The organism is Lentibacillus sediminis (assembly GCF_002763455.1).
GTDB classification, from domain to species: Bacteria; Bacillota; Bacilli; order Bacillales; family Amphibacillaceae; genus Lentibacillus_D; species Lentibacillus_D sediminis_A.
Genome location: NZ_NIXK01000007.1, coordinates 63,901 through 85,556 on the forward strand (window position 1 = coordinate 63,901; position 21,656 = coordinate 85,556).

A 21,656-nucleotide genomic window follows, 5' to 3' on the forward strand; every position below is an offset into this window, starting at 1 on the left:
TGTACTTAACGAGACAGAGCCATGATGTCATTTATAGCGATACCAGGACATTTTTTCCTTCCGCGTCTTTCCTCACACCCCATTTTGGGGCTTGAGAAACTTCACCACGTAATTCACCTAAAGAAGCGCCAAGCTGGGCTTCTTTTTTTTCGTAAAGAGGCAGTTTGGCTTTTTTTCCGCTTGTTCTTTCTGCCATTGATCGCGCTCTTCTTTCGATTTGCGCCCGCGCTTTTTGGTTCAGGCTTTAGCTTTTCTTCTTTGGATGGTGCTTGATAACATGCTTCGAAGGGGTGACCTCGGCAGGCACTATCTCATCCTTGAAGAACAACTCCATCTTGTTCTTGCTCTAATACGTCAGACACTGTAAATTCATTGCCATCCAAGAATAGGAAGCTTAGGAAGGGATGCTGTCTAAAACAAGAAACAAGTCTTTGATCGTTAGAATCTGTTTCACATATCTCACAAATTAAAACAAAATTTGAGTTAATTAGTTTGGTCATACTTCCGACCGATCTAGGCGTTGGTATGTAGACAAAGTTTGAAAATCTGACGTTTAAGCAGGACAATTATATCATTTTATCAAATCTAGGTGAGTCTCTATTTAGGCATCTATAGCATGTGGTAATAGTCTAAAATATAGTGATAATCCCCGTTAAATCAACTTTGATCACCAGTTTTTCTGTTATGCGAACATTAATTTTTCCTATCCTATTAATAAATAGGTGTTTGCTTTCGGACAATCACCCTTACTCTTTTACCCCCTTAGAATAAGATAAATTAGACCCAAATAAGGAGGAATAGAAAATATGTCGAAGTCATATGCAACGAGGTCATATAAAAATGCAAAGAATAGTTGCCACGGTAGACCCGCTACGATGGATAAATGTGGATCTAAATGTGACAAAAAGTGCAATGGTAAGTGCCACAACGATAAGTGCGATCATTCCCATTTCGATTGCCCCCCACATGCCCCTAGAACAAGGAGGGAGCTATTGTGCAGTTTAGTCGGTGAACAAGTTACGGTTACTACGCCCTTTGCTCCGATCACTGGAACACTCATTGCTGTTAGATGCGACTATATCGTTATTATCGAAGGTACCGGAGAACAGGTACTGGTCCGTATCGACAGTGTTGTACTTGTCAATCCATTACCAGGAGGAGGAATTTAGATGTTTGAAGAAACTTTTGTCGCTGAACTTTTAACGCGTGTGGGTTCAAGAATTGAGGTAGCAACAGATGAACAATTTATAGAGGGAGTTTTATCAAATGTTACAGAAGACTTCCTGGTTATCAACGTCGTTAATGGCTACTATGGATTAAATGATAGAATTTACGTCGCAGTAGACTTTATTAATTTTGTTCGCTTCCCCGTTTCTGCAGCAGTATAAATTACGTTTTGTTCCTACAATTGAGCAAAATAGAATGAAATACTCTGGTTATTGAATGAAGCCACTGAAAAAGTCCAATCATTTTAACTATCAACCCATTTTTCATCCAAATCGGGAGAAAGATGGGTTGATTTCTTGTACAATAAAAGTAATGCAAATGAAGGATTGGATGATTGAACGTCAACTGTCGATGAATCTGAGTAACTATACAGGATTATTACGATGCCATTTTTCCAGAAAATCATTTACTAAGAAACATCAACGAACTTGTTGATTTTACCTTTATCTATGATCAGTCAAAAGATAAGTATTCCATGATAACGGGCGAAACGCCGTGCACCCGATCCGTATGTTTAAATACCTCCATTTAAAAACAATTTATAATTTATCAGATGCAGATCTAGTGGAACGTGCACGTGTTGACATATCTTTTAAGTACTTTCTGGAGATGCTTTGATTTGGTGGGGGTGCTCATAATCAATGTATCTCAGGTTGCACTGGCGCTGCTTGCTGTTTGGCATGCATGTAGAGTATAATACTTTATGCGTTTAAAAATTAAACATATCGACATTTTGGGAAAAGTAAAACGATTTTATTATAATAAAACAACCCGATTAGTAAACAACATTATTGTGAAGGAAAGAACTTTACTGTCACTCAACCGTTACTATTATCATGGCATTCTTTCCTTTGTATTTCTTTATATATATGAAAAGGGTTTATATAAGGGGAACATTTTATGAAAAAGCAGCAGCCAAAAAATGAAGATCAGGCACAAACAAAAAAAAGAATACTGAAAACAGCGCAGCAGTTGTTCATGGAAAAAGGCTACCGAGCAGTGACTACCAGAGAAATTGCTGCAAAGTGCGGCATTACCCAACCTGCCCTCTATTACCATTATCCCGACAAGCAATCACTGTATATCGCAATGCTGGAAGCTTTTGTTAAAAACATACAGGCTAAAATAGAGTCCATATCTGAAGAAACAATTCCTGAACGCTTGGAAGCCATGCTGAATGTTTTATCAAAGGAGCATCCCACAAGCATCATGATGATGATTCATGACATTTTTGTTGAATTCAAAGAGGAGAACCGCCGTCACATTTATATGTTATGGAAAAAAACGTATTTAGAACCATTTGTCCATGTTTTTGAAGAGATGAAAGAAGACGGGCAACTAAGGGATGCTATTTCCCCGGAAGAAGCAGCGCGTTTTTGTCTGCTTACAATGGGACAAACTATGTCAACATGGGGAAATAACCCTGAATCTTTATCCGGTCAATATGCCCTGCTTGTCGATTTGATTTTGCATGGGACGAAGAAGTCTTGATAAAGTTATTTCTATACATAAAGCTTATCAATTGATAAGCTTTATACCTCCATGTTATAAATGAATTAACACTTATCAATTGATAAGTGCTTTGTGATTATGGCGATATACATTTGGGTAAAGGGGTATGTAATATGGATACATTTCTTTACTTATTCTATTCAGCCGCCTACATTGCTTTATTTATTTGGAGTTTAAACGCTTCACCAAAAGCTCACTTGCGGTCATTAAATTCATTCCTTTATTTAGTTCTGGCTGGCTTAATTTTTGATAACACAGTGGTTGCAGCTGGAAAGTTTATCGGAGAAGGGTCGTTTTTAGAAGCGCTAAACCAACTGCGTTACTGGATTCATGCAATGATCACCCCTACATTAGTGCTTTTTTCACTTGGTATTTTAAGAACTGCTGGATTAAGAGGAATAAACAATACGTTTTCTTTTTATATTGCAGTGGTATTTACAAGTACACTAATAATTCTTGAAATGGTTACCGAAGTTTTCGGGCTTGAGTTAAAGGCTTCATGGGAGTATGGAGTGTTACGATACATACCAGTCGAGACTTCTGGCGGACCGCCCTTGATGATACTGTTAGTTACTTTAGTACTTATTATTTCTGGAATTATTTTGTGGAAGTACACGAACTGGCCATGGATGTTTATCGGGGCTCTCATCATGACACTAGGCAGCGCTGTTCCGATTCCTATAAATAGTTCTGCGATAACAAATGGATTTGAGCTTCTATTAGCAATATCATTAGTCATGACGAAGATACACCAGGAAAAGAGTGAAAATGCCCCATGAGTTTGGCGGGCATGGAATCCTTTCCTTCACCCTTTACAACTTGAAGTTATGAGAAGAATCACGAGGAGTAATAGATGATTTTTTCCCTTGTATTGATCATAACCGTTGGCGCAGTCGTGAAATGAAAGTTTAAGGTGAGATAAACATGCAGATTATCGAATTCCCTGCCATATGGACGACCATTATTGATATTATCGCTTGGGTTTTTTTCCATGTAGCAATATCGTTCTTCACATTAAAAATGCCTGATCGCTATTTTGAAAATAATTCGTTTCCATACAAAATCAATAATTGGGAGCAGGATGGCCGATTTTGGAAAAATACTTTTCTCGTGCCTAAATGGAAATCCCTCGTGCCTGATGGTGCCAAACTATTTAGAAAGGGGTTTCAGAAAAGCAAATTACATAGACAAGATGATGCTTTCATAAAGATGTTTATTCTTGAATCACGAAGAGCTGAATTGACCCATTGGCTTTGTATACCACCTGCAATTTTCTTTTTTCTGTGGAACCCGCCATGGGCAGGTTGGGTAATGATTGCCTATGCACTTTTTGCTAACTTGCCGATTATTGTGCTGCAACGCTACAACCGAGCACGTTTAGAAAGAGTTTTAAGGAGAAGGCTTACATGATGAAAAATTAACTTACAATGTAATGGAGTTGGGAGAATGTTCTTAGCCTGGAAAGAAATTAAATATAATAAGCTGCGTTATATACTGATCACCGGAGTACTGGTACTTGTATCGTATCTTGTGTTCTTTTTATCCGGTCTGGCAAATGGATTGGAACAATTAAACCGGGAAGCAGTCGATAAATGGGACGCGGATGGCATTATCCTGACAGAGGAATCGGATGTAAATCTCCCCAGGTCGACGATGAACATCGATGATTTTAATGGTGATGAGGTAGAAGCTCATGCAGCGCTGGGCCAATTGAATGCAATTGCCAGTGTCGGAGAGCTCCAATCCAATGTTTCGATTTTCGGCATCAAAGAAGATGAATTTATTATGCCAGAGGTGACAGAAGGAGAGCCTTTTGACGCTGAAGGAGAAGTAGTTGCAGATGATACGTTGAAGGAAGAAGGATTTGGAATTGGAGATGAGTTGGAAATATCCGCATCCGATGAAATATTAACCATTACAGGATTTACAGACAATGCCAGATTCAATGCAGCTCCTGTGTTATACACTGATATGAATACATTGCAGCAGATTCGTTTCGGGGAAGCAGCAGAATCGAATGAGGGACAGATTAATGGCTTTGTCGTTCGTGATGACAGTATTGCAGATGTTTCGACGGGTGACGACCTCCAGATGGTGGCAACTTCGACTTTTATCGAAAACTTGCCTGGCTATACGGCACAGAACCTGACTTTAACATTTATGATTTATTTCCTGTTTATTATTTCAGCGGTCATCCTGGCCATCTTCCTTTACGTGTTGACCATACAAAAAATAAGCATGTTCGGGGTCATGAAAGCTCAAGGGATTTCCAGCAAGTACTTGGCGAATTCTGTTGTTGCCCAGACGTTTATGTTGGCGCTTGCCGGTGTCATCATTGGCTTTCTTCTGACCATCCTGACCGGTTTATTCCTTCCGCCAGCTGTACCTGTTGGGTTTAATTATCTCATGATGCTGCTGTATGGGATGGTATTGGTTGGGGTATCTGTACTTGGGGCATTGTTTTCAGTAAGAACGATTATGAAAATAGATCCACTAAGAGCGATAGGAGGTTAAAATGATGCCAGCACTCGAAATGCGCCAGGTGAATAAAGTGTTCGGAAGCGGGCACACGATGGTAGAAGCTTTAAAAACGACGGATTTTACCGCGGAAAATGGAGAATTAATTGTCGTGATTGGACCATCTGGCTCCGGGAAAAGTACATTCTTAACAGTAGCCGGAGGGTTGCAAACGCCGAGTAATGGAGAAGTAACCATAAACGGGAATAACATCACACGGCTCAAGGAAAAGAAACGGTCCCTTGTCCGTTTGAATGAAATAGGGTTCGTGCTTCAGACATCGAATCTGGTGCCATTTTTGACGGTGGATGAACAAATGCAATTGCTGGATAAAGTCAAACAGCAGAACCTCCCAAAAGAGGGACTGCAGGATTTATATCAATCACTGGGCATCGAACAACTAAGAAATAAGTATCCTTCTGAACTTTCCGGCGGTGAACGGCAGCGTGTCGCCATAGCGAAAGGGCTGTACAGTGATCCTAGTATCCTTTTGGCAGATGAGCCGACTGCATCACTTGATACCGACCGGGCCTTCGAAGTGATGAAAATTCTTCAGGATTTGACCAAAAAAAGGAATAAAACAACGATTGTGGTAACACATGACACAAGGCTGCTTGATTACTGTGATAAGGTTTATCAAATCACGGATGGCGAAATCCAACTGCAGCAGTCAAAAGTAACTGAATGATATAGTCTAAGAACAAATCCAATGTAATTCACACCTGCGCCACCCCACAGAAGTTGAGAAGCTTCATAATTGGTAGAGCCGCCAACTTCTGGGGTTCAGGCGCATATGCAGGGTCAAAAATGGGATATCAGAGGTCAAGAATTTGGCAAACCTTCCAGCGTCAGTTCAATATCAAATAAATCTCCAAAATCAAACCGTTAAAATTCATGAGAAGAACTCCCTAGAGATCCAGACCTTTAATCTCTTGAATATCACCCTCAGGTGGCTGTGATGCATCTTCTTCATAGAATTGAATGGCCAAGTCCGACAACGTACCATCTTCACGCATTTCATTCAATGTCTGGTTGATTTCCTCCGTCAGACTGTCCGCACCTTTAGGGATGACGATAGCATTTTCTGTTGGACGAAAACGCAAATCTGGATGCAGATGAATATCAAACTCAGGAAACTCGGCAATCCCAAATTTCTGTAGATAATAATCATTGATTACAACGTCTGTGCGCCCATTATGTACATCGCGCAGATAGGCTTCATTGGGGGCATTTCCATAGGTTACCACTTCGGCGCCATAATGTTCGGCGATCTGACTGTAGACCGTGGTCGCACCGCCACCTGCTTTCTTACCTTCCAAATCTTCCAAGGACTCAATGCCTGAATTATCTTCTTCCCGAACCACCATCGTAGTGTACGAGTATTTGTAAGGCTCACTGAAGTTAAAGGCTTCGGAACGATCCTCTGTAGGTTCAATATCATTGATTGCTACATCAATTCTCCCACTCTGAACAGCTGGAAGCATGCTGTCTATACCCATAATTTCAAAAGAGATGTCCAGTCCAAGCCGATTCGCTACCTCTCGAATCACCTCCACATTATGACCAGTCAGGTTGTCCAGATTCCCTTCCTCCCCCTCATAATACGATGCAGGGAATAGTGTACCAGAAGTCCCTACAACAAGCTTACCTGCTTCCTGAATTTCTGCCCACTTCCCGTCATCTGTACTACTATTTTCATCGCCATTTGTTTCTTCACTGCCGGAGTTCCCACATGCAGCTAAAAAAAATGAAGAAACTAGCAAAACAAGGAATAACTTAACACTTCTCAATCCTATACACCCCTTCGCGGAAAACTGTTATATTAAATATACAAAATTTATTGTAACAGTTATTCCTCTACTTGGCAAAATAGGCGTTCTGTTTTTTTAACACATAAGGTTATCTTTTAATCGGTCGGACAATACACTGCCATTTAGAAACCTTGGGAATCTTGCTAAAGGAGTTCCTCTAAAATGGGTGATTTTAGGGCATTCACTCTTTAGTATGGATGTCGATAATCGGTGTTAGTTAATACGCAATTCCCACACGAGTTTGGATAAAATCTTTATTATGGCATTGTGAATAGGCAAAAGCAGCCGTATCCCCCACCGAGATCCGTTTTCCGCCTGCAGGAAGTACATTTCTTTCAACACGGTAATTTCCTTCTGCTTCCCCATCCGGCAAATAAGTTGGGCAAACAACGGTCCATTCTAAATTGGAATCCTTCAAATATTGATAGGCAGCTAAGTGGTCTTTAGCAGATTTCGTCGTTCTTCGTTTTGATTCGCCTGATTCAAAACGAAACATGCCGTCTTGTGTGCGACTGTTTAGAATCCCGGCTGTACCGATCGTAATAATCCTTGAAAGTTTATGCTTTTCCATTGCCTGAAGAATAAACGGTATACTTCGTGAAAGTGTATTGTTTTTGTCTGTACCTAATGCACTAATCACGATGTCCGCAGATGCCATGGCATGTGAAATATCATTTTGATTTAAAACGTTTCCTTGAAAGACAGTTAAATTTGGAGAGTTAAGATTTAATTTTTCTGGAGTGCGAGCAAAGGCGATTACACTATGTTGGTCGCCCAATGCCCTTTGTACGGTCATTTGCCCAACTCTGCCGGTAGCGCCTAGTACGAGAATGTTCATTTTGTGTTTCGTCCCCTGTCTCTAATAATTAAGTGCCAGTTGTCCAAACAGCTCATCCAATTTATTGCGTCTGAAAGAGAAAATATCTTGCAGCTTTTTTTCAATGTTTAATTTGTGAGCCGTTCTTCCTAACCAGGAAAATGGCAGCGCATAGTGGACAATATCCGTCATTTCTATTCCTCTTCCTGTTTCTTTAAAAATATGTTGATGGTTCCAAAAACGATAAGGGTCAAACCGCTGTTCATCCACAAAGACCTCATATTCTTCAGGTGAGTAATTTCCGTCACTCAATTGACTGAGATCGCCAGTATCGGTTGCAAACGCTAAGTTGCGATCATTCAAGGATACATCTTTTCCGGCAAGAAACCAGTAACTTGAAACTTCATCCACGATGGCGTTATGTCTGCCAATTTGCTTGCATCTGAAAAGAAATGCCAAGCTCTTCTAACGATATCGGAAGTTGTTGGGTTGATTGTAAGACATATATTTTCATCGCTTTGTCCCCTCAACTTGTTCATTAATATCAGTATATAAAATGATGCACTATTAAACAAGAAAGGGGGTTCCCCTCCATACTCGCTGGAAGTGAATAATTCCTGTATGAAAGAAGAGAAAGTGGGCAACATGGTTATCGTATTAAGCATTTTTAAAGGAGCAGAAGGAGTTAATGAAATATACAACGGCACTTTTAACTAAATTCATCATGCATATCGCAGTATTATGGTTTGTATTATCCGTATCTTTTGGATTGTCTTTTCGTGATGTATTATCAATAAGTTTGATCATAACAATTATTATGTTTTCCATGGACGTGTTTGTACTCCCAAAAGTTGAAAGTACAGTGGCCTTAATAATGGATGCAGCATTTACTTTCATTGGAATCTGTTTATTGGGGGAGAGTGTTACTTTAATAGAAATAGCTGCGTTTATTTCAACGGTCTTCATAACGACTGGAGAGTTGTTTTTCCACCGTTACCTTCGTTTTGTTTATCGTTATCAATATCGTTTTTGATTAGATACAGTCAGGGGACCAGAGGCAGTATCTTGTGAACTGGCCAAGTATTACATGGCTCTCGGTCTAGCCTTTCCTGGATTCGAGATAAATGAGTTTGTTCATTACGTCCATCAAAGTGCTACGCTACAAGTCAGTGCCCCTTACCCGTCCACTTTCGTGTCTAACTTGAACTATGAACGCTGTCGTGCTTATGTTTACCAAGCGGGGAGAGCTTCATGCTGATCAACAATCCTTCCCGGTTTGACAGTTCGGTTAAATAGTCTGTCAAGGCACGCTTCTGCCATTGGTCGACAGACTTACGGTGATAATCAATCGCGTGCGAAGCGAGAAAACCGGCAGCAAGGGTTAACAAGTTCACTACTATCACCGTCGTAAGCATGGACAGGTTATCGATGGTCTGTATTGAAATCATGGCACTTGCAGTCACCGCTGCTATGTAAAGAACACCGGCAATAGCATTCATGAGAATAGAACCTGAAAGCGCGAATAAAATCAAAAGAACTTCACCGAAATAAAAGAGCTGACTCGATAACCCTCCCGAGAAAAACATCGCCCCTGACCACCACACGAAGCTGCCAACCAAATAATAACATAAGCCATTTGTTTTGCTATATTGAAGTGCACTTTTGATGAACCAGATGCCCATCACGACGTAGATGCCCCAGAGAATCATGACACTTAACGAAAAATCTACAAGGTAGTAGCTGTCCAATATGAGCAAGAGACCAAATAGGGTATAAATGGTATATAACAGAACCACCTGTTTACGGGTCTCGAACAATTTAAGCATATAAGAAATTCCAGGAGCTTTAAGTTTAAGTTTTGATATCATCATTTAATGTAATACGCTCAACTGGATTTTCCTGAGGCTTTGCAAAATAGTACCCTTGGAATAATTCATATCCTATATCAGTCAAAAAAGTCAGGTCTTCCGGTCGTTCGATCCCCTCGGCTAACGGACGTGAGCCAATATTTCTTGCCATTTCCAACACCGATTTTGCAACAGATTGTTTTTCCGGGTCGGTACTGACACCGTCAACGTATTCACGTGCTAATTTGACATAATGTGGCTTCAAATCATTTAACTTTTTTAGATCATTTACCCCGGTACCGACATCATCAAGCGCGTATTTAAAACCATGCGCCTGATAATAGCGCAAGATTGATTTCAAGTGTTCAATATCTTTGACTTCGTCTGTCTCAACCACTTCAAAGACGATTTGCTCCGGCTTCATATTCAATTGTTTAATTAATTTGAATGTAGTCGCAAGGCAATGTTCAGGCACATAAATCGCCGTTGGAATGAAGTTGATAAAAATAAGCTTATCGGTGGCAGGTTGCGCATTTTTCACGGATTCAAGACGACAGACCCTGTCAAGCGCAAACAACCGGTTGCGGACTCTGGCAGCTTCAAACATTTTAAAAGGAGGAATAAGAGTCCCTGTTTCATCTATCCCCCTTGATAGCAGTTCATGTCCAATGACCTCGACATTTTGATTTTTAACCGTCACAATCGGCTGATAATGTGTTTTTATAGCCCGCTGCTTAATCAAATCGTCAATCCAACTGGCCTGCTTCTCCAATTGGAATGTGGCGATGGGTCTCATATCTTCCATATCCTTCTGTGGTTCCGTTCGCTTCGAACCAACAGCCAATACCTTTTCGGCATCCATATGCGCTTCCAAATAATCCAGTAAATCAAAGAATACGGTTTCTTCCGCCCAGTAAAGCTTGTCCTCCACAACTGTCCACTGATCCTCCGGGAAAGACCTGAAGTACTTCTCCAACTGTCCTATAGATTGTTCATCTTTAAAATAAATAGAATACCCCCGGTGCTGCGGCATACAGATGTCACATCCATTTCGCATAAAACCCCTCCTTCATTAACCATATTATCGGCAATTTAAACTGGTTCTTTAGTTGTGGTTCGAAAGTTATAGTTTTAAAGGAGGGAACCACAACACCTCATAGTAAGATAGCTAAACCGGTTAGGACAGGTTTCCCTAAATATAAAAACTGCAGCGAAACTGGAGGATGCGTAGCACAATTAATAGGAAGAAAGTTTGGGAGAAATGGAGTAGTATCCATTATGATATGCGCTTAAGTCTTCGGAATTCGTGCTTACAAACATATTCCCTTTTCTCGAAGGTTTTCGATGCATTCCTGTAGATATTTCTCATCATGCTCAGGGTAAATCGGATGGTCAGGATGATCATTTGTTTTATTAAAATCCTGTTCAAGGAAGGGCGGACAAGATTTTCCCCGGTAATAGGGTTCTTCCCATTGTGCGTCAGGACAGTATCCTCTTCGTTTCATTTCATTCATCACTTTTATATGGTACAAATAGAGCATATATGGTGAATGATGGAAGACATAATTAACCGTCGCATGCTGTTTACCCCAGCCATTCCCTCGCAGTGCACAGCATTCGCGGTGCTGCCCCAACAACTGTTGACGTGGTAATTTGGTAAGAAGTTGTTCATGCCACAATCGCATTATTTTTCCTCCATCTCATTACTTGGACTGATCCCCTGCCATAACAGGCCCACAATCTCTTCAGCCAATTTGTCTGTATCGGAAAATATCTTTTCCTCCACATTGCCCATCCTCAATAAAGATAAATAGGCATGAACGGCAAAAACTGGTTGGTCACCACGTATTTCCCCCCGTTCCATAGCGTCGGCAAAAGCATATTCCAACGCTTGATGCATATCCATTTTTGCCTGCTGTATTCTTTGTTGCTGGTCAGGAGTTAATGCATTATTCATTCCTTTTGTTGATCCATTGGTGTTCACATCAGTGGTAGCTTTTAAATGTGCTTTTGTAATGTTTACAAGTCGTTCTTTTAAGGGGAGTTTCTCTTTCAACATGCTGTTCATCTTTTCACGAATGCGAATCATCATCTGTACTATTGCTTCGGTATACAACTCCGCTTTACTGGCATAGTAATAATAAATAGTCGCTTTAGTTACATTACACGCTTTTGCGACGTCATCAACAGAAATATTTGGGTACCCTTTTTCCACGAAAAGACGAGAAGCTGTCTGAACAATAAGTTCTTCTGTTGGCTTTGTTTGGTCGCTTGTACGGGGTCTTCCCAGCGGACGTTGATTTCTCTTTTTCAAATTGCTCGCTCCTTATGGTTACTAATAAGAAATTACATCATATTATACGCCTTCATAATTAATTAACCAATACATGTAACCATATTCTTATGTCGAAATAGAATTTGGAACAATTTCGAAAAGATCCCTAAACCTAGAGGGAAATTAAAAAAATGGAGGAGGGTTGCAAATATAGTGTTGTGGTGTTGTGCTCAACATCAAAAATCTGTTGGCTAATTCTCCTTGTTCCATGAAAAAGCGAAGAGGAGAAGAACCTGACATCGTTTCCTGCCATGCGGGGAGATGAGGTTAAACTTTTGCTCTTCTCCTTATTGATTGAGACTTAGTTTTTTTCATTCTCACTTACATGGTAAATTCGGTGATATGGCTTGCCCTTCAACACGCCTTCTTCCTGATCAATTCCGTTTTTCGTTCCACGATGCTTGTGGGCATGGGAATAAGCTGTGGAGTTTTGCCAGTTTCTGAATGAGTTCTTCGAATCCCACTGAAAAAGGATGACATAGGTGTTGCCGTTCATTAGTCTCATTACCCGAATAGCTCTAAACCCAATTTCATTTTCTATTTTTCTCGGTCTATTCAAAAACCTTTCTTCAAATTTCATGTGACCCTCAAGTTTTACAGTTACGTAGTTTAAGACCACAAACCCATTTGATTCAAGAGCGCCAGATCTGTCAATAATTTGGTAGCTTTCGTTGCCTATTGTACAACTTTGCTCTTCTTCCTGAAGAGATAGTAATTCCGTGTCGTTTAATTCTTTAAGAAGTATTTTGATAATATCCACCTCTATTCCTTTTACTATTGTATTGATCTATTAATTTAGTGCATTTATTTACTGCGGAAGGAAAATCAGATGATCTCCACACCATGCAAGTGAATAAGGATGATACCGCTGCCCTTGTTCATTTAACGAGACTGGAATTTCATTAAAACCTCTTCCCCTCTGAAGTGACCATAAACGGCATGGTAACAAATAATCTATTTGGTAATGGAAAGTTTGTTTTTCCAATTCGGCTAAAGCCCGGGAAGGATTTCCCAAAATCATCGCATTCAAATCCTGCCTTTCCACTGAAGTAAATATCTTTTTGAAATAGCCCGCAACGTGAAACAACGCATTAGAAAGCTCAGGCAATTCTGCACTGGGTACCGAATGGGACATGCTGTCGATTTCCTTTAGGCGCGCATGAGCAGTAACTAAATCACGTTTTTCCGGACGAAAAAGCTCCCGAATTTCACGATACTGTTGTTGGCTGCATGCTAACACAAAATATTTATTTGCTGCCCAAACAGATTCTGCAGCTCTTAAAATTATTTTTTCATTTTGGAGCTTCTTACACATACTGAACACTGCCTTTCAAGGATTGCGACATCAATTCAGCTATTTTTTGCATTTTTTATCATAAAACATATTCTGGTATATTATTATTATATATACTGGTTAGTTAGTTTTCAACAGAAAGAAATTTTGACGACAATACATCCAGAGAAGGATGACTATGGTGACATACTCTTTGAAGCATAAACCAACTATGCATAAAAACAAGTGCGTTATGCAAATGTTAGATTAGACAATTGTTATATTTTGGTATACCATTGTTCTAAATAAAATTATACTCAATGGTATAGTTTTTATTTAGTTTGTGATTTGCCAACAAATGGATAAACTAACAAAAAACAGGAGCATTCCTTATGAAAAAGAAAGTAATTGTTATAGGCTCTGGTGTTGCCGGAATGGCGAGTGCCATCCGGCTGCAGCAGGCAGGCTATCAAGTAGAAATTTATGAGAAAGAATCGATGCCGGGAGGGAAAATGCATCGTATCGAACAAGACGGCTATACGTTTGACCTTGGGCCGACAATTGTCATGATGCCAGAATTATACAGGGAAGTGTTTGAAATTTCCGGACGCAACCCTGATGATTATATTCCAATGGACAAGCTTAACCCGATGTACCGTGTTTATTTTGGTGATGATGCAGAAAATCCTTACGACATTTCTTCGGATTTAACCGCACTCACAAAAACAATTGAACAAATTAGTGAAGAAGATGCCAATGGATTCTTTGATTACCTTCAGGAAATTTATAAACGATTCACGGTAGCCAAAAAGTATTTCATTCAGCGTCCCTTCCGTGATCCAAAAGATTTTTATAACCCTTTCATGTTAAAACAAGCCATGAAACTAAAAACACTGGACAGCGCCGACCAATTCCTTGGAAAATACATAAAAAATGAACGGTTAAAGCAGATGATTAGTTTTCAAACCTTATATATCGGTGTCTCCCCTTATAACGGACCATCACTCTACACGATGATCCCAATGATTGAATTTCTTTATGGTGTATGGTTCATCAAAGGTGGGATGTATACAATGGTGACTGCGATGGAGCGATTGTTCCAGGAGCTCGGCGGCAAGATTTATTACAACATGAACGTTGAAGAGATACGTATCCAAGATGGTACGGCAAAAGGTATTCTGGTAAATGACAAAGAAGTGGACGCTGATTTTGTCGTATGCAATTCCGATTTCCCTTTTGCCATGAAACATCTCGTGAAAAATGAGAAGGCCAAGGGAAAATACACGGACAAAAAAATAGACAGCATGAAATACTCCTGCTCTTGTTTTTTGATGTATTTAGGGATGGATCGCAAATACGATGAGATCGACCACGTTCACAATTTTGTTTTTAATGAGGATCTGGAAAAAAATCTGCATGATATCTTTGCCGGAAACAAGCTGGAAAGTGCATCATTCTATGTACACATCGCTTCTAAAATGGATCCTTCCCTCGCACCGGAAGGAAAAGATGGTATTTATATCCTGATGCCTGTTTCCGAACTATCGACAGCCAAATACACGTGGGATGAGGATACGATTCAATATTATCGCAGTTATATCTTAAACTCTCTAAAAAGAATCGAGGGGTTTGAGAATATAGAACAGGAAATTGTAACAGAAACCTATATGACACCGAAAGATTTTGAGTCTAAGTTCAATGCGTACAATGGTGCCTGTTTCGGGTTGCAGCCAACGCTTACACAAAGCAACCATATGCGACCACAAAGCAAAGCAATGCACTGTGACAATTTGTATTTCACCGGAAGCAGTACCCACCCTGGAGCCGGAGTCCCAATCGTATTGCTGTCAGCGAAAATCGCTGCGCAGGAATTAATGCATGATGATAAGGAGATCTTATTTGACTATCAATAACTCAGGAGGAAATCGTTATGGATGCCAAGCAAATGCAAGCGGACTTTTATTATTGTGAACAGATAATAAAAAGCAGATCCAAAAGCTTTTATTATGCTTTTTCACAACTCCCTTCTGAAAAAGCAAACGCCGTCTATGCTATTTATGCGTTTTGCAGAACTGCTGATGACTGCGCGGATGGAAATCATTTGCAGACGGAAAAGCAACAGGCTCTGGCACAATTAAAAAGAGAACTGATTTTATTCGAAGAGCAAAATGAAGTGGATAAACCATTATGGCGTGCGCTAAGACAAGTATTCTCTGACTACGACATGGATATCCAACTATTTTATGACCAACTTACCGGTCAGTCGATGGACATCAACTTTATCACACCGAAAACGATGCATGACTTGGAAGAATACAGTTATTATGTAGCTGGATCTGTCGGTTTGATGCTGCTCCCTATCATCGCTTCGGAAAACCATACTGAACTGCACGCTGCAGCAATCGACCTTGGTGTTGCTATGCAAATAACAAATATACTGCGGGATGTGGGTGAAGATTTTCACCAAAAACAGCGAACATATCTCCCTGAAGATGAATTGAGTCATTTTCAATACACGGTAAATGATTTAGTAAACGGTGTCGTTAATGTGCAGTTTATTAAACTGTGGGAAAAGTTGGCGAAACGTGCGGAGTTATTATATGCCCAGTTTTTACATAACGTTAACCAGTTTGACCAAGACAGCCGCCTGCCTGTTTCTCTGTCTGCTCAAGTCTACAGAAGTATACTGGGTGCTGTGCGGGACAATGGATATGACTGTTTAAACAAGCGGAATTATGTGACCAGGAAAAAAATGACGGAAATCAGCGCTGCTATTAAGAAAAGTTCTTAGAATTTTTGGAAGGGTGTTGTGTGAATTAATGAATAATAAAAGCGTATTGATCATTGGCGGCGGATTGGGCGGACTATCTGCAGCCATTTCCTTAGCGCAAAGCGGGTATGATGTCTCTCTATATGAGAAAAACAACCACTTGGGCGGTAAACTCAACCGGTTGGAGCAGGATGGTTTTGGTTTCGATCTTGGCCCATCCATTTTGACGATGCCAAAAACGTTTGAGCGATTGTTTGCCGCAAGCGGAAAAGACATGATGGATTACGTCCCAACTGTCAGGCTGGGGCATCAATGGCGTTCCTTTTTTCCAGATGGCAATGTCATTGATTTGTATGAGGATGTAAATGAAATGCAGGAGAAAAATTCCTCCCTGAAAAAAAGGGATATACGCCAATATAAGAAACTGCTTGCGTACTCTAAAAAACTCTATGGTATGACAGAGAAGAGCTATTTTAAGGGAGCCGATAACACAAAAGACCTTATTCAATATCACAGTCCGTTCAGTGCCCTGAAAAACTTCGATCTGTTTTCAACGGTGCATCAGGCCATTGATAAGCGGATCAGCAATAAACAATTTAAGGACATGCTTTCTTATTTCATCAAGTATGTCGGTTCTTCTCCTTACGATGCGCCAGCTGTCTTAAATATGATGATATATATGCAACATGACCAGGGTGTGTGGTATGTACCTGGTGGCATGCATCATCTTGCCAATGGACTGGTGATGCTGGCTAAGGAAACCGGCGTGACCATTCATACGGAAAAAAATATTACGCAGCTTCAAAAAGAGAAAGGAAAAATTACCGGGGCACTTTTGGAGGACGGTACAAAACTGACGGCAGATTACTATATTTCCAACATGGAAGTGATTCCCGCTTACGAGCATTTGCTCCAGGAAAAGAAGCATTACGTCAAGAAACTAAAAAAGAAATTTGAACCTGCAAGCTCCGGACTTGTGATGCACCTGGGTGTAAAGAAAACGTATCCGCAGCTCGGTCACCACAATTTCTTTTTTGCAAAAAACATGAAGAAGCAAATGAATAAAATATTTCACCGCCATGAACTGCCGGATGATCCGGTCATTTATCTGGTGAATGTGAATAAAACAGATCCAACACAAGCGCCCGAAGGATATGAGAATCTGAAAGTGCTGCCCCATATCCCATACATTCAGGATAAACCTTTCACGAAGGAGGACTATGACCGCTTTGCAGAGAAGGTACTGATCAAATTGGAGAAGATGGGTCTAGATCAGTTACGGGAAAATATTGTAACAAAAGATATATGGACACCGGAAGATATCCAACAAGTCTATGGTTCAGACCGCGGTGCAATCTATGGCACGCTATCCGACCGGAAGAAAAATAAAGGGTTTAAACATCCGAAACAGAGCGACCGTTATGATAACCTCTATTTCGTCGGAGGAACGGTAAACCCAGGTGGCGGGATGCCAATGGTCACACTGAGCGGCCAGCATGTAAGCGATAAAATTGTTCAGCGAGATAACCCAATGACTGATGAGGAGCGTTATCGTGAGTTCTTAAATAAGTGAGATGAGCGAAATCAATAGTCAAACGGATGGAGGGATGGTATATGAGAAAGAAGGTACTTGTAATTGGTGCAGGTGTTGCGGGGCTTGCCAGTGCCATAAGACTGCAGCACGCCGGTTATCAGGTAGAAGTATATGAAAAAGAATCCACACCTGGCGGGAAAATGAACCAAATTGAAATGGACGGTTATAAATTTGACCTCGGACCAAGCATCGTTATGATGCCGGAAATATATCGGGAAGTATTTGAACTTTGCGGACGTGACCCTGACGACTATATTCCCATGCAAAAATTGGACCCGATGTACAGGGTTTACTTTGGTGATATTCCCGATCACCCTTTCGACATCTCTTCAGACCTTACCGAATTGACAAAAACGATTGAGTCCATCAGTGAAGCAGACACAGAAGGTTTTTTTCGCTATCTCCAGGAAATTTACAAGCACTATACGTTTGCCAAGCACGACATTTTGCAGCGCCCATTTCGTAAACCCAGTGACTTCTTTAACCCTTCCATGTTAAAGAAGGCAAGAAAACTGAACCTATTCGATACTGCAGACCAATTTATCGGCAAATATATCAAAAACGAACGATTAAGGCAGATTATCAGCTTTCAAACATTATATATTGGGATTTCCCCACTTAAAGGGCCTTCTTTTTATACAATGATCCCCATGATGCAATTTTTGTACGGGGTCTGGTTTATAAAAGGCGGCATGTATACCATGGCTTCGTCGATGGAAAAGCTCTTCAAAGAACTTGGTGGTGAAATCTTCTATGATAAGAACGTGCAGGAAATTTGCATAGAAAATCAGAACGCAACGGGAATTAGAGTAAATAACCACAAAGTCACTGGCGACTTTGTGGTCTGTAACGCCGACTTCCCGTATGCAATAAAAAACCTGATAACCGACAGAAAAGTCAAAGGGAAATTTACCGACAAAAAGATTGACAGCATGAAGTACTCCTGTTCTTGTTTCATGTTATATCTTGGCATGAACAAGAAATATGAGGCGATCGAACATGTTCATAATTTTATTTTCAATGAGAAACTGGAAAAGAACCTGAAGGACATTTTTGCAGGGAAAAAGCTTGAGCATGCATCTTTTTACGTCTATATCGCATCCAAACTTGACCCATCCCTGGCCCCCAAAGAAAAAGATGGCCTTTATATACTGATGCCAGTATCCAATATCGCTACGGCGGATTATGAATGGAACCAGCAAACGATTGACTATTACCGCAGTTACATTCTGGACACACTAAAGAAAATACCTGGATTTGAGAATCTGGATCAAGAGATTATTACGGAAACATGTATAACACCATTGGATTTCGAGTCTAAATTCAACGCATACAATGGTGCCGGTTTCGGTTTACAGCCCACACTTAATCAAAGCAACCACTTGAGACCGCAAAGTAAGGCACCAAACTGTTCCAATCTGTATTTTAACGGGAGCAGTACACATCCAGGAGCCGGCGTGCCGATTGTTCTTCTCTCAGCGAGAATTGCCGCCCAGGAACTGATGCATGACGACAAAGGGATTTTATTTGACTATACAGACGTGTGAAGCCATGGATTGAAACGGGTTTAAAGGAGGAAAACAGATGACCATCTACGTTGTAATTAATCTTATCATTGGTGCTGTTGCAATTCTTGTCGGCTTCCTTACGTTCTGGTCTTTACCTATACCTGCATCTCGGGATAAAAATGCCCGTTTCCCGTTCCTATCCATCATCATTCCCGCAAGAAATGAAGAGAGCCGGATTTCTCCGTTACTGCAATCATTGCAGGAACAGCACTTTAAAGCATTTGAAATTCTCGTTGTTGACGATCAATCAACAGATAATACCGCAACTGTCGTAGAATCTTTTGGGGCGAAGGTTCTGAAGAATAACAGTGAAGAAGCCGAAGCTGGAAAGTCAATGGCCTGTTGGCGTGGTGCACAGCATGCGAAAGGTGAATGGCTGCTGTTTTTGGATGCAGATACACAGTTCACCAATGCCGGCAGTCTGGAAGATTTACTATTCTTTTTTAAGCAAAAAGGTGCTAGAGGAATTCTATCGCTCCAGCCCTTTCATACAGTGCGCAACCTCTATGAAAACCTTTCGGCAATCTTTAACATTATTGTAATTGTCGGAATGAATATATTCACAATTTGGGGACGTCGGTTTAAAACCGCCGGCTCGTTCGGACCATGTATTCTTTGCAACAGAGAGGACTATTTTTCTTCTGGAGGGCATAAAAAAATCCAGGAAGCCATTATGGACGACTTGGAACTGGGACAGGCATTCCTTAAAAATAACTTACCGGTTTATTGTATGGGCGGAAAAGGTGTCATATCTTTCCGTATGTACCCGGAAGGAATGAAAACTCTTATCGAAGGCTTGTGCAAAAGCTTTGCCGTTGGATCAAAATCAACTCATCCTGCAGTTATGCTGATGTCCATCATTTGGATATCCGGCAGTTTCGTTAGTGCCGCAGCGCTGATTTTTTCCATTACAGCATTGGATTCGATGGCAATCTTACTCTCTGGCTTGGTGTATCTCCTGTATGCCTTTCAAACGTTGTTTTTTGCTCGGAGGTGCGGTAATTTCAGATGGATTATATTCTTATTTCATCCGCTCTTATTTTTATTTTTCACGGGGATACATGTATATTCCCTGTACCGGACAAATGTACTGCATTCCGTTAAGTGGAAAGGTCGCAAAATTGATGTTTAGGTTAGTTACCCGGATCAAAGTTGCGCTGCAAAGTGTTATCTGCAGCTCATTAATTTATTCATCATCGACCTGAGCTACTGTCCTTTTTGCTAGCTCTTAAACGAAAGCTATCTAACGAAATTTATTCTTTAGGTGCAAGTAACTCGAGAACGATGGATTATTATGGAATTTCTATATGTTATGAAATGGACTACTCAATTCCTATCAGTAAAAAAATCCTGATGTTGTATTATATGAGAAAGGGTGATAGTTATGTTAAGTGAAACTTTTCAAACAGATTTTATGTTTAAAGCGATGAACCAAAACCTTGCTATTATTCAATTTGGAACAGACCGGCGCATAAGTTATGTCAATCAGATTTTTGCAGAAACGATGAAATACCATAATGCCAATGAGATGATTGGATTACACCATAAACATTTATGCTTTGACAACTTTGTTCATCATGCTGATTATGAATTGTTTTGGAACGATTTATTGAGAGGCCGCAGTTTCCAGGATAAAATTGAGAGAAAAGATGCTTATGGTAATCGAGTATGGCTGGAGGCTACCTATATGCCAGTTTACGAAGAAGATAGAATCATTGGGGTGTTGAAGGTAGCTACTAATATTACACAGCGGCAAAACAATATAAAAAATGTTGTGGACAGCCTGCAAGAGACGTCTAACACACTAAACCTCCGAGCAGAAGAAGGCATCAAGCAGCATGAGGATATCAACAAAAAAGTCGACCAGATTGCTGCCGTTGCGGAAAATAATACACAGGTGCTGGCTGGCTTGAAATCACAGGCCGATGACATCCAGGGGGTTGTCGAAACCATACGTGATATTGCAGCACAGACAAATTTACTTGCATTAAATGCAGCCATTGAAGCAGCAAGAGCAGGAGAGCATGGGCGGGGGTTTGATGTTGTAGCTAAAGAAATTCGCAAGCTCTCCACGAAAGTAGAAGAATCCATAGGCGAAGTACGAACGAAAACAGAGAATATTACCAAAGAGATTTCCAATATCACCAAGGGAGCAAAGCAAATTCAAGAGGACGTAAAAGAAGGCGTTCAGCAAATTCAAACCGCTTCCAATGGCTACCAGGATGTTGTGGTTGCAGCAGAGTCTCTTGGGGAGGAAGCGGATAAATTAACGGAGATTATTTAAAATCTGCTTGAAGAAAGCTGTGTCTCTTCGTTCTTGCAATCATTGCAAGAACATAATTTCTAAGGCTACTGTTAAAAAGATCCTTTCTATCCTACAGTTTT

Annotated in this window: 23 protein-coding genes and 2 pseudogenes; 15 read left to right on the top strand and 10 right to left on the bottom strand. The window is 40.5% G+C overall.

The window, feature by feature from the left end; translation table 11 throughout:
• Positions 1-30: 30 nt before the first annotated feature.
• A pseudogene (locus CEG13_RS19370) lies at positions 31-287 on the bottom strand (IS5/IS1182 family transposase); the annotation flags it as partial.
• A gap of 588 nt (positions 288-875) precedes the next feature.
• Here CEG13_RS19370 and CEG13_RS19375 point away from each other — a divergent pair.
• The 8 genes and pseudogenes from CEG13_RS19375 to CEG13_RS12600 all read left to right on the top strand — a co-directional run bounded on the left by CEG13_RS19375 (position 876) and on the right by CEG13_RS12600 (position 5,944).
• On the top strand, positions 876-1,169 hold the full coding sequence (locus tag CEG13_RS19375; RefSeq protein WP_420843800.1) for a DUF2642 domain-containing protein: 294 nt from the start codon (positions 876-878) through the stop codon (positions 1,167-1,169).
• Complete coding sequence (locus tag CEG13_RS12565) at positions 1,170-1,388, top strand: hypothetical protein (RefSeq protein ID WP_100012242.1); 219 nt, start codon at positions 1,170-1,172, stop codon at positions 1,386-1,388. It abuts the gene before it with no gap.
• 169 nt (positions 1,389-1,557) lie between these two features.
• Positions 1,558-1,839 (top strand): annotated as a pseudogene (locus tag CEG13_RS19125) (transposase); the annotation flags it as partial.
• A 288-nt stretch (positions 1,840-2,127) separates the two neighbouring features.
• Entirely contained in the window at positions 2,128-2,718 is a 591-nt protein-coding gene (locus CEG13_RS12580) for a TetR/AcrR family transcriptional regulator (protein WP_100012245.1), read from the top strand.
• Positions 2,719-2,852: 134 nt separating this feature from the next.
• Complete coding sequence (locus CEG13_RS12585; protein WP_100012246.1) at positions 2,853-3,518, top strand: hypothetical protein; 666 nt, start codon at positions 2,853-2,855, stop codon at positions 3,516-3,518.
• A gap of 145 nt (positions 3,519-3,663) precedes the next feature.
• Positions 3,664-4,149 (top strand): glycosyl-4,4'-diaponeurosporenoate acyltransferase CrtO family protein, encoded by a 486-nt coding sequence (locus CEG13_RS12590; protein WP_100012247.1) that lies wholly within the window; start codon positions 3,664-3,666, stop codon positions 4,147-4,149.
• A 36-nt stretch (positions 4,150-4,185) separates the two neighbouring features.
• Positions 4,186-5,253 (top strand): ABC transporter permease, encoded by a 1,068-nt coding sequence (locus tag CEG13_RS12595; protein WP_100012248.1) that lies wholly within the window; start codon positions 4,186-4,188, stop codon positions 5,251-5,253.
• Between the two features lie 4 nt (positions 5,254-5,257).
• On the top strand, positions 5,258-5,944 hold the full coding sequence (locus CEG13_RS12600; RefSeq protein WP_100012432.1) for an ABC transporter ATP-binding protein: 687 nt from the start codon (positions 5,258-5,260) through the stop codon (positions 5,942-5,944).
• Between the two features lie 220 nt (positions 5,945-6,164).
• Here the strand turns inward: CEG13_RS12600 and CEG13_RS12605 are convergent, their stop codons facing one another.
• The 3 genes from CEG13_RS12605 to CEG13_RS12615 all read right to left on the bottom strand — a co-directional run bounded on the left by CEG13_RS12605 (position 6,165) and on the right by CEG13_RS12615 (position 8,343).
• Positions 6,165-7,046: a transporter substrate-binding domain-containing protein gene (locus tag CEG13_RS12605; protein ID WP_100012249.1), complete on the bottom strand. Its 882-nt coding sequence runs from the start codon at positions 7,044-7,046 to the stop codon at positions 6,165-6,167.
• Between the two features lie 238 nt (positions 7,047-7,284).
• Positions 7,285-7,905: an NAD(P)-dependent oxidoreductase gene (locus CEG13_RS12610; RefSeq protein WP_100012250.1), complete on the bottom strand. Its 621-nt coding sequence runs from the start codon at positions 7,903-7,905 to the stop codon at positions 7,285-7,287.
• Between the two features lie 21 nt (positions 7,906-7,926).
• Positions 7,927-8,343: an SRPBCC family protein gene (locus CEG13_RS12615; RefSeq protein ID WP_204758490.1), complete on the bottom strand. Its 417-nt coding sequence runs from the start codon at positions 8,341-8,343 to the stop codon at positions 7,927-7,929.
• 229 nt (positions 8,344-8,572) lie between these two features.
• On the opposite strand from CEG13_RS12615, the gene CEG13_RS12620 reads away from it, so the two are divergent.
• Positions 8,573-8,917 carry a DUF2512 family protein gene (locus CEG13_RS12620; RefSeq protein WP_100012251.1) on the top strand — a complete coding sequence of 115 codons (345 nt, stop codon included), beginning with the start codon at positions 8,573-8,575 and terminating at the stop codon, positions 8,915-8,917.
• A 163-nt stretch (positions 8,918-9,080) separates the two neighbouring features.
• Here the strand turns inward: CEG13_RS12620 and CEG13_RS12625 are convergent, their stop codons facing one another.
• The 6 genes from CEG13_RS12625 to CEG13_RS12650 form a co-directional block, all read right to left on the bottom strand.
• The gene (locus CEG13_RS12625; protein ID WP_143469675.1) at positions 9,081-9,710 is read right to left on the bottom strand and encodes a hypothetical protein; all 630 of its coding nucleotides are present in this window, start codon (positions 9,708-9,710) and stop codon (positions 9,081-9,083) included.
• A 25-nt stretch (positions 9,711-9,735) separates the two neighbouring features.
• Positions 9,736-10,788: an EAL domain-containing protein gene (locus tag CEG13_RS12630; RefSeq protein ID WP_100012253.1), complete on the bottom strand. Its 1,053-nt coding sequence runs from the start codon at positions 10,786-10,788 to the stop codon at positions 9,736-9,738.
• A 253-nt stretch (positions 10,789-11,041) separates the two neighbouring features.
• The gene (locus tag CEG13_RS12635) at positions 11,042-11,416 is read right to left on the bottom strand and encodes a TIGR02328 family protein (RefSeq protein ID WP_100012254.1); all 375 of its coding nucleotides are present in this window, start codon (positions 11,414-11,416) and stop codon (positions 11,042-11,044) included.
• Positions 11,416-12,045 carry a TetR/AcrR family transcriptional regulator gene (locus CEG13_RS12640; RefSeq protein ID WP_100012255.1) on the bottom strand — a complete coding sequence of 210 codons (630 nt, stop codon included), beginning with the start codon at positions 12,043-12,045 and terminating at the stop codon, positions 11,416-11,418. Before CEG13_RS12640 ends, CEG13_RS12635 begins: the two co-directional genes overlap by 1 nt.
• A gap of 322 nt (positions 12,046-12,367) precedes the next feature.
• Positions 12,368-12,826: an antibiotic biosynthesis monooxygenase family protein gene (locus CEG13_RS12645; RefSeq protein WP_100012256.1), complete on the bottom strand. Its 459-nt coding sequence runs from the start codon at positions 12,824-12,826 to the stop codon at positions 12,368-12,370.
• Positions 12,827-12,874: 48 nt separating this feature from the next.
• The gene (locus CEG13_RS12650; protein WP_100012257.1) at positions 12,875-13,381 is read right to left on the bottom strand and encodes a DUF1722 domain-containing protein; all 507 of its coding nucleotides are present in this window, start codon (positions 13,379-13,381) and stop codon (positions 12,875-12,877) included.
• Positions 13,382-13,731: 350 nt separating this feature from the next.
• Between CEG13_RS12650 and CEG13_RS12655 the strand changes: the two genes are divergently transcribed.
• The 6 genes from CEG13_RS12655 to CEG13_RS12680 all read left to right on the top strand — a co-directional run bounded on the left by CEG13_RS12655 (position 13,732) and on the right by CEG13_RS12680 (position 21,555).
• A complete protein-coding gene (locus tag CEG13_RS12655) occupies positions 13,732-15,252 on the top strand; it encodes a phytoene desaturase family protein (RefSeq protein ID WP_100012258.1) in 1,521 nt (506 codons plus the stop codon).
• 17 nt (positions 15,253-15,269) lie between these two features.
• The gene (locus tag CEG13_RS12660; RefSeq protein WP_192869550.1) at positions 15,270-16,130 is read left to right on the top strand and encodes a phytoene/squalene synthase family protein; all 861 of its coding nucleotides are present in this window, start codon (positions 15,270-15,272) and stop codon (positions 16,128-16,130) included.
• 28 nt (positions 16,131-16,158) lie between these two features.
• Complete coding sequence (locus CEG13_RS12665) at positions 16,159-17,682, top strand: phytoene desaturase family protein (protein WP_100012260.1); 1,524 nt, start codon at positions 16,159-16,161, stop codon at positions 17,680-17,682.
• Positions 17,683-17,723: 41 nt separating this feature from the next.
• Complete coding sequence (locus tag CEG13_RS12670) at positions 17,724-19,250, top strand: phytoene desaturase family protein (protein WP_100012261.1); 1,527 nt, start codon at positions 17,724-17,726, stop codon at positions 19,248-19,250.
• A 37-nt stretch (positions 19,251-19,287) separates the two neighbouring features.
• Entirely contained in the window at positions 19,288-20,403 is a 1,116-nt protein-coding gene (locus CEG13_RS12675; RefSeq protein WP_100012262.1) for a glycosyltransferase, read from the top strand.
• Between the two features lie 252 nt (positions 20,404-20,655).
• A complete protein-coding gene (locus CEG13_RS12680; protein WP_100012263.1) occupies positions 20,656-21,555 on the top strand; it encodes a methyl-accepting chemotaxis protein in 900 nt (299 codons plus the stop codon).
• Positions 21,556-21,656: the final 101 nt, after the last annotated feature.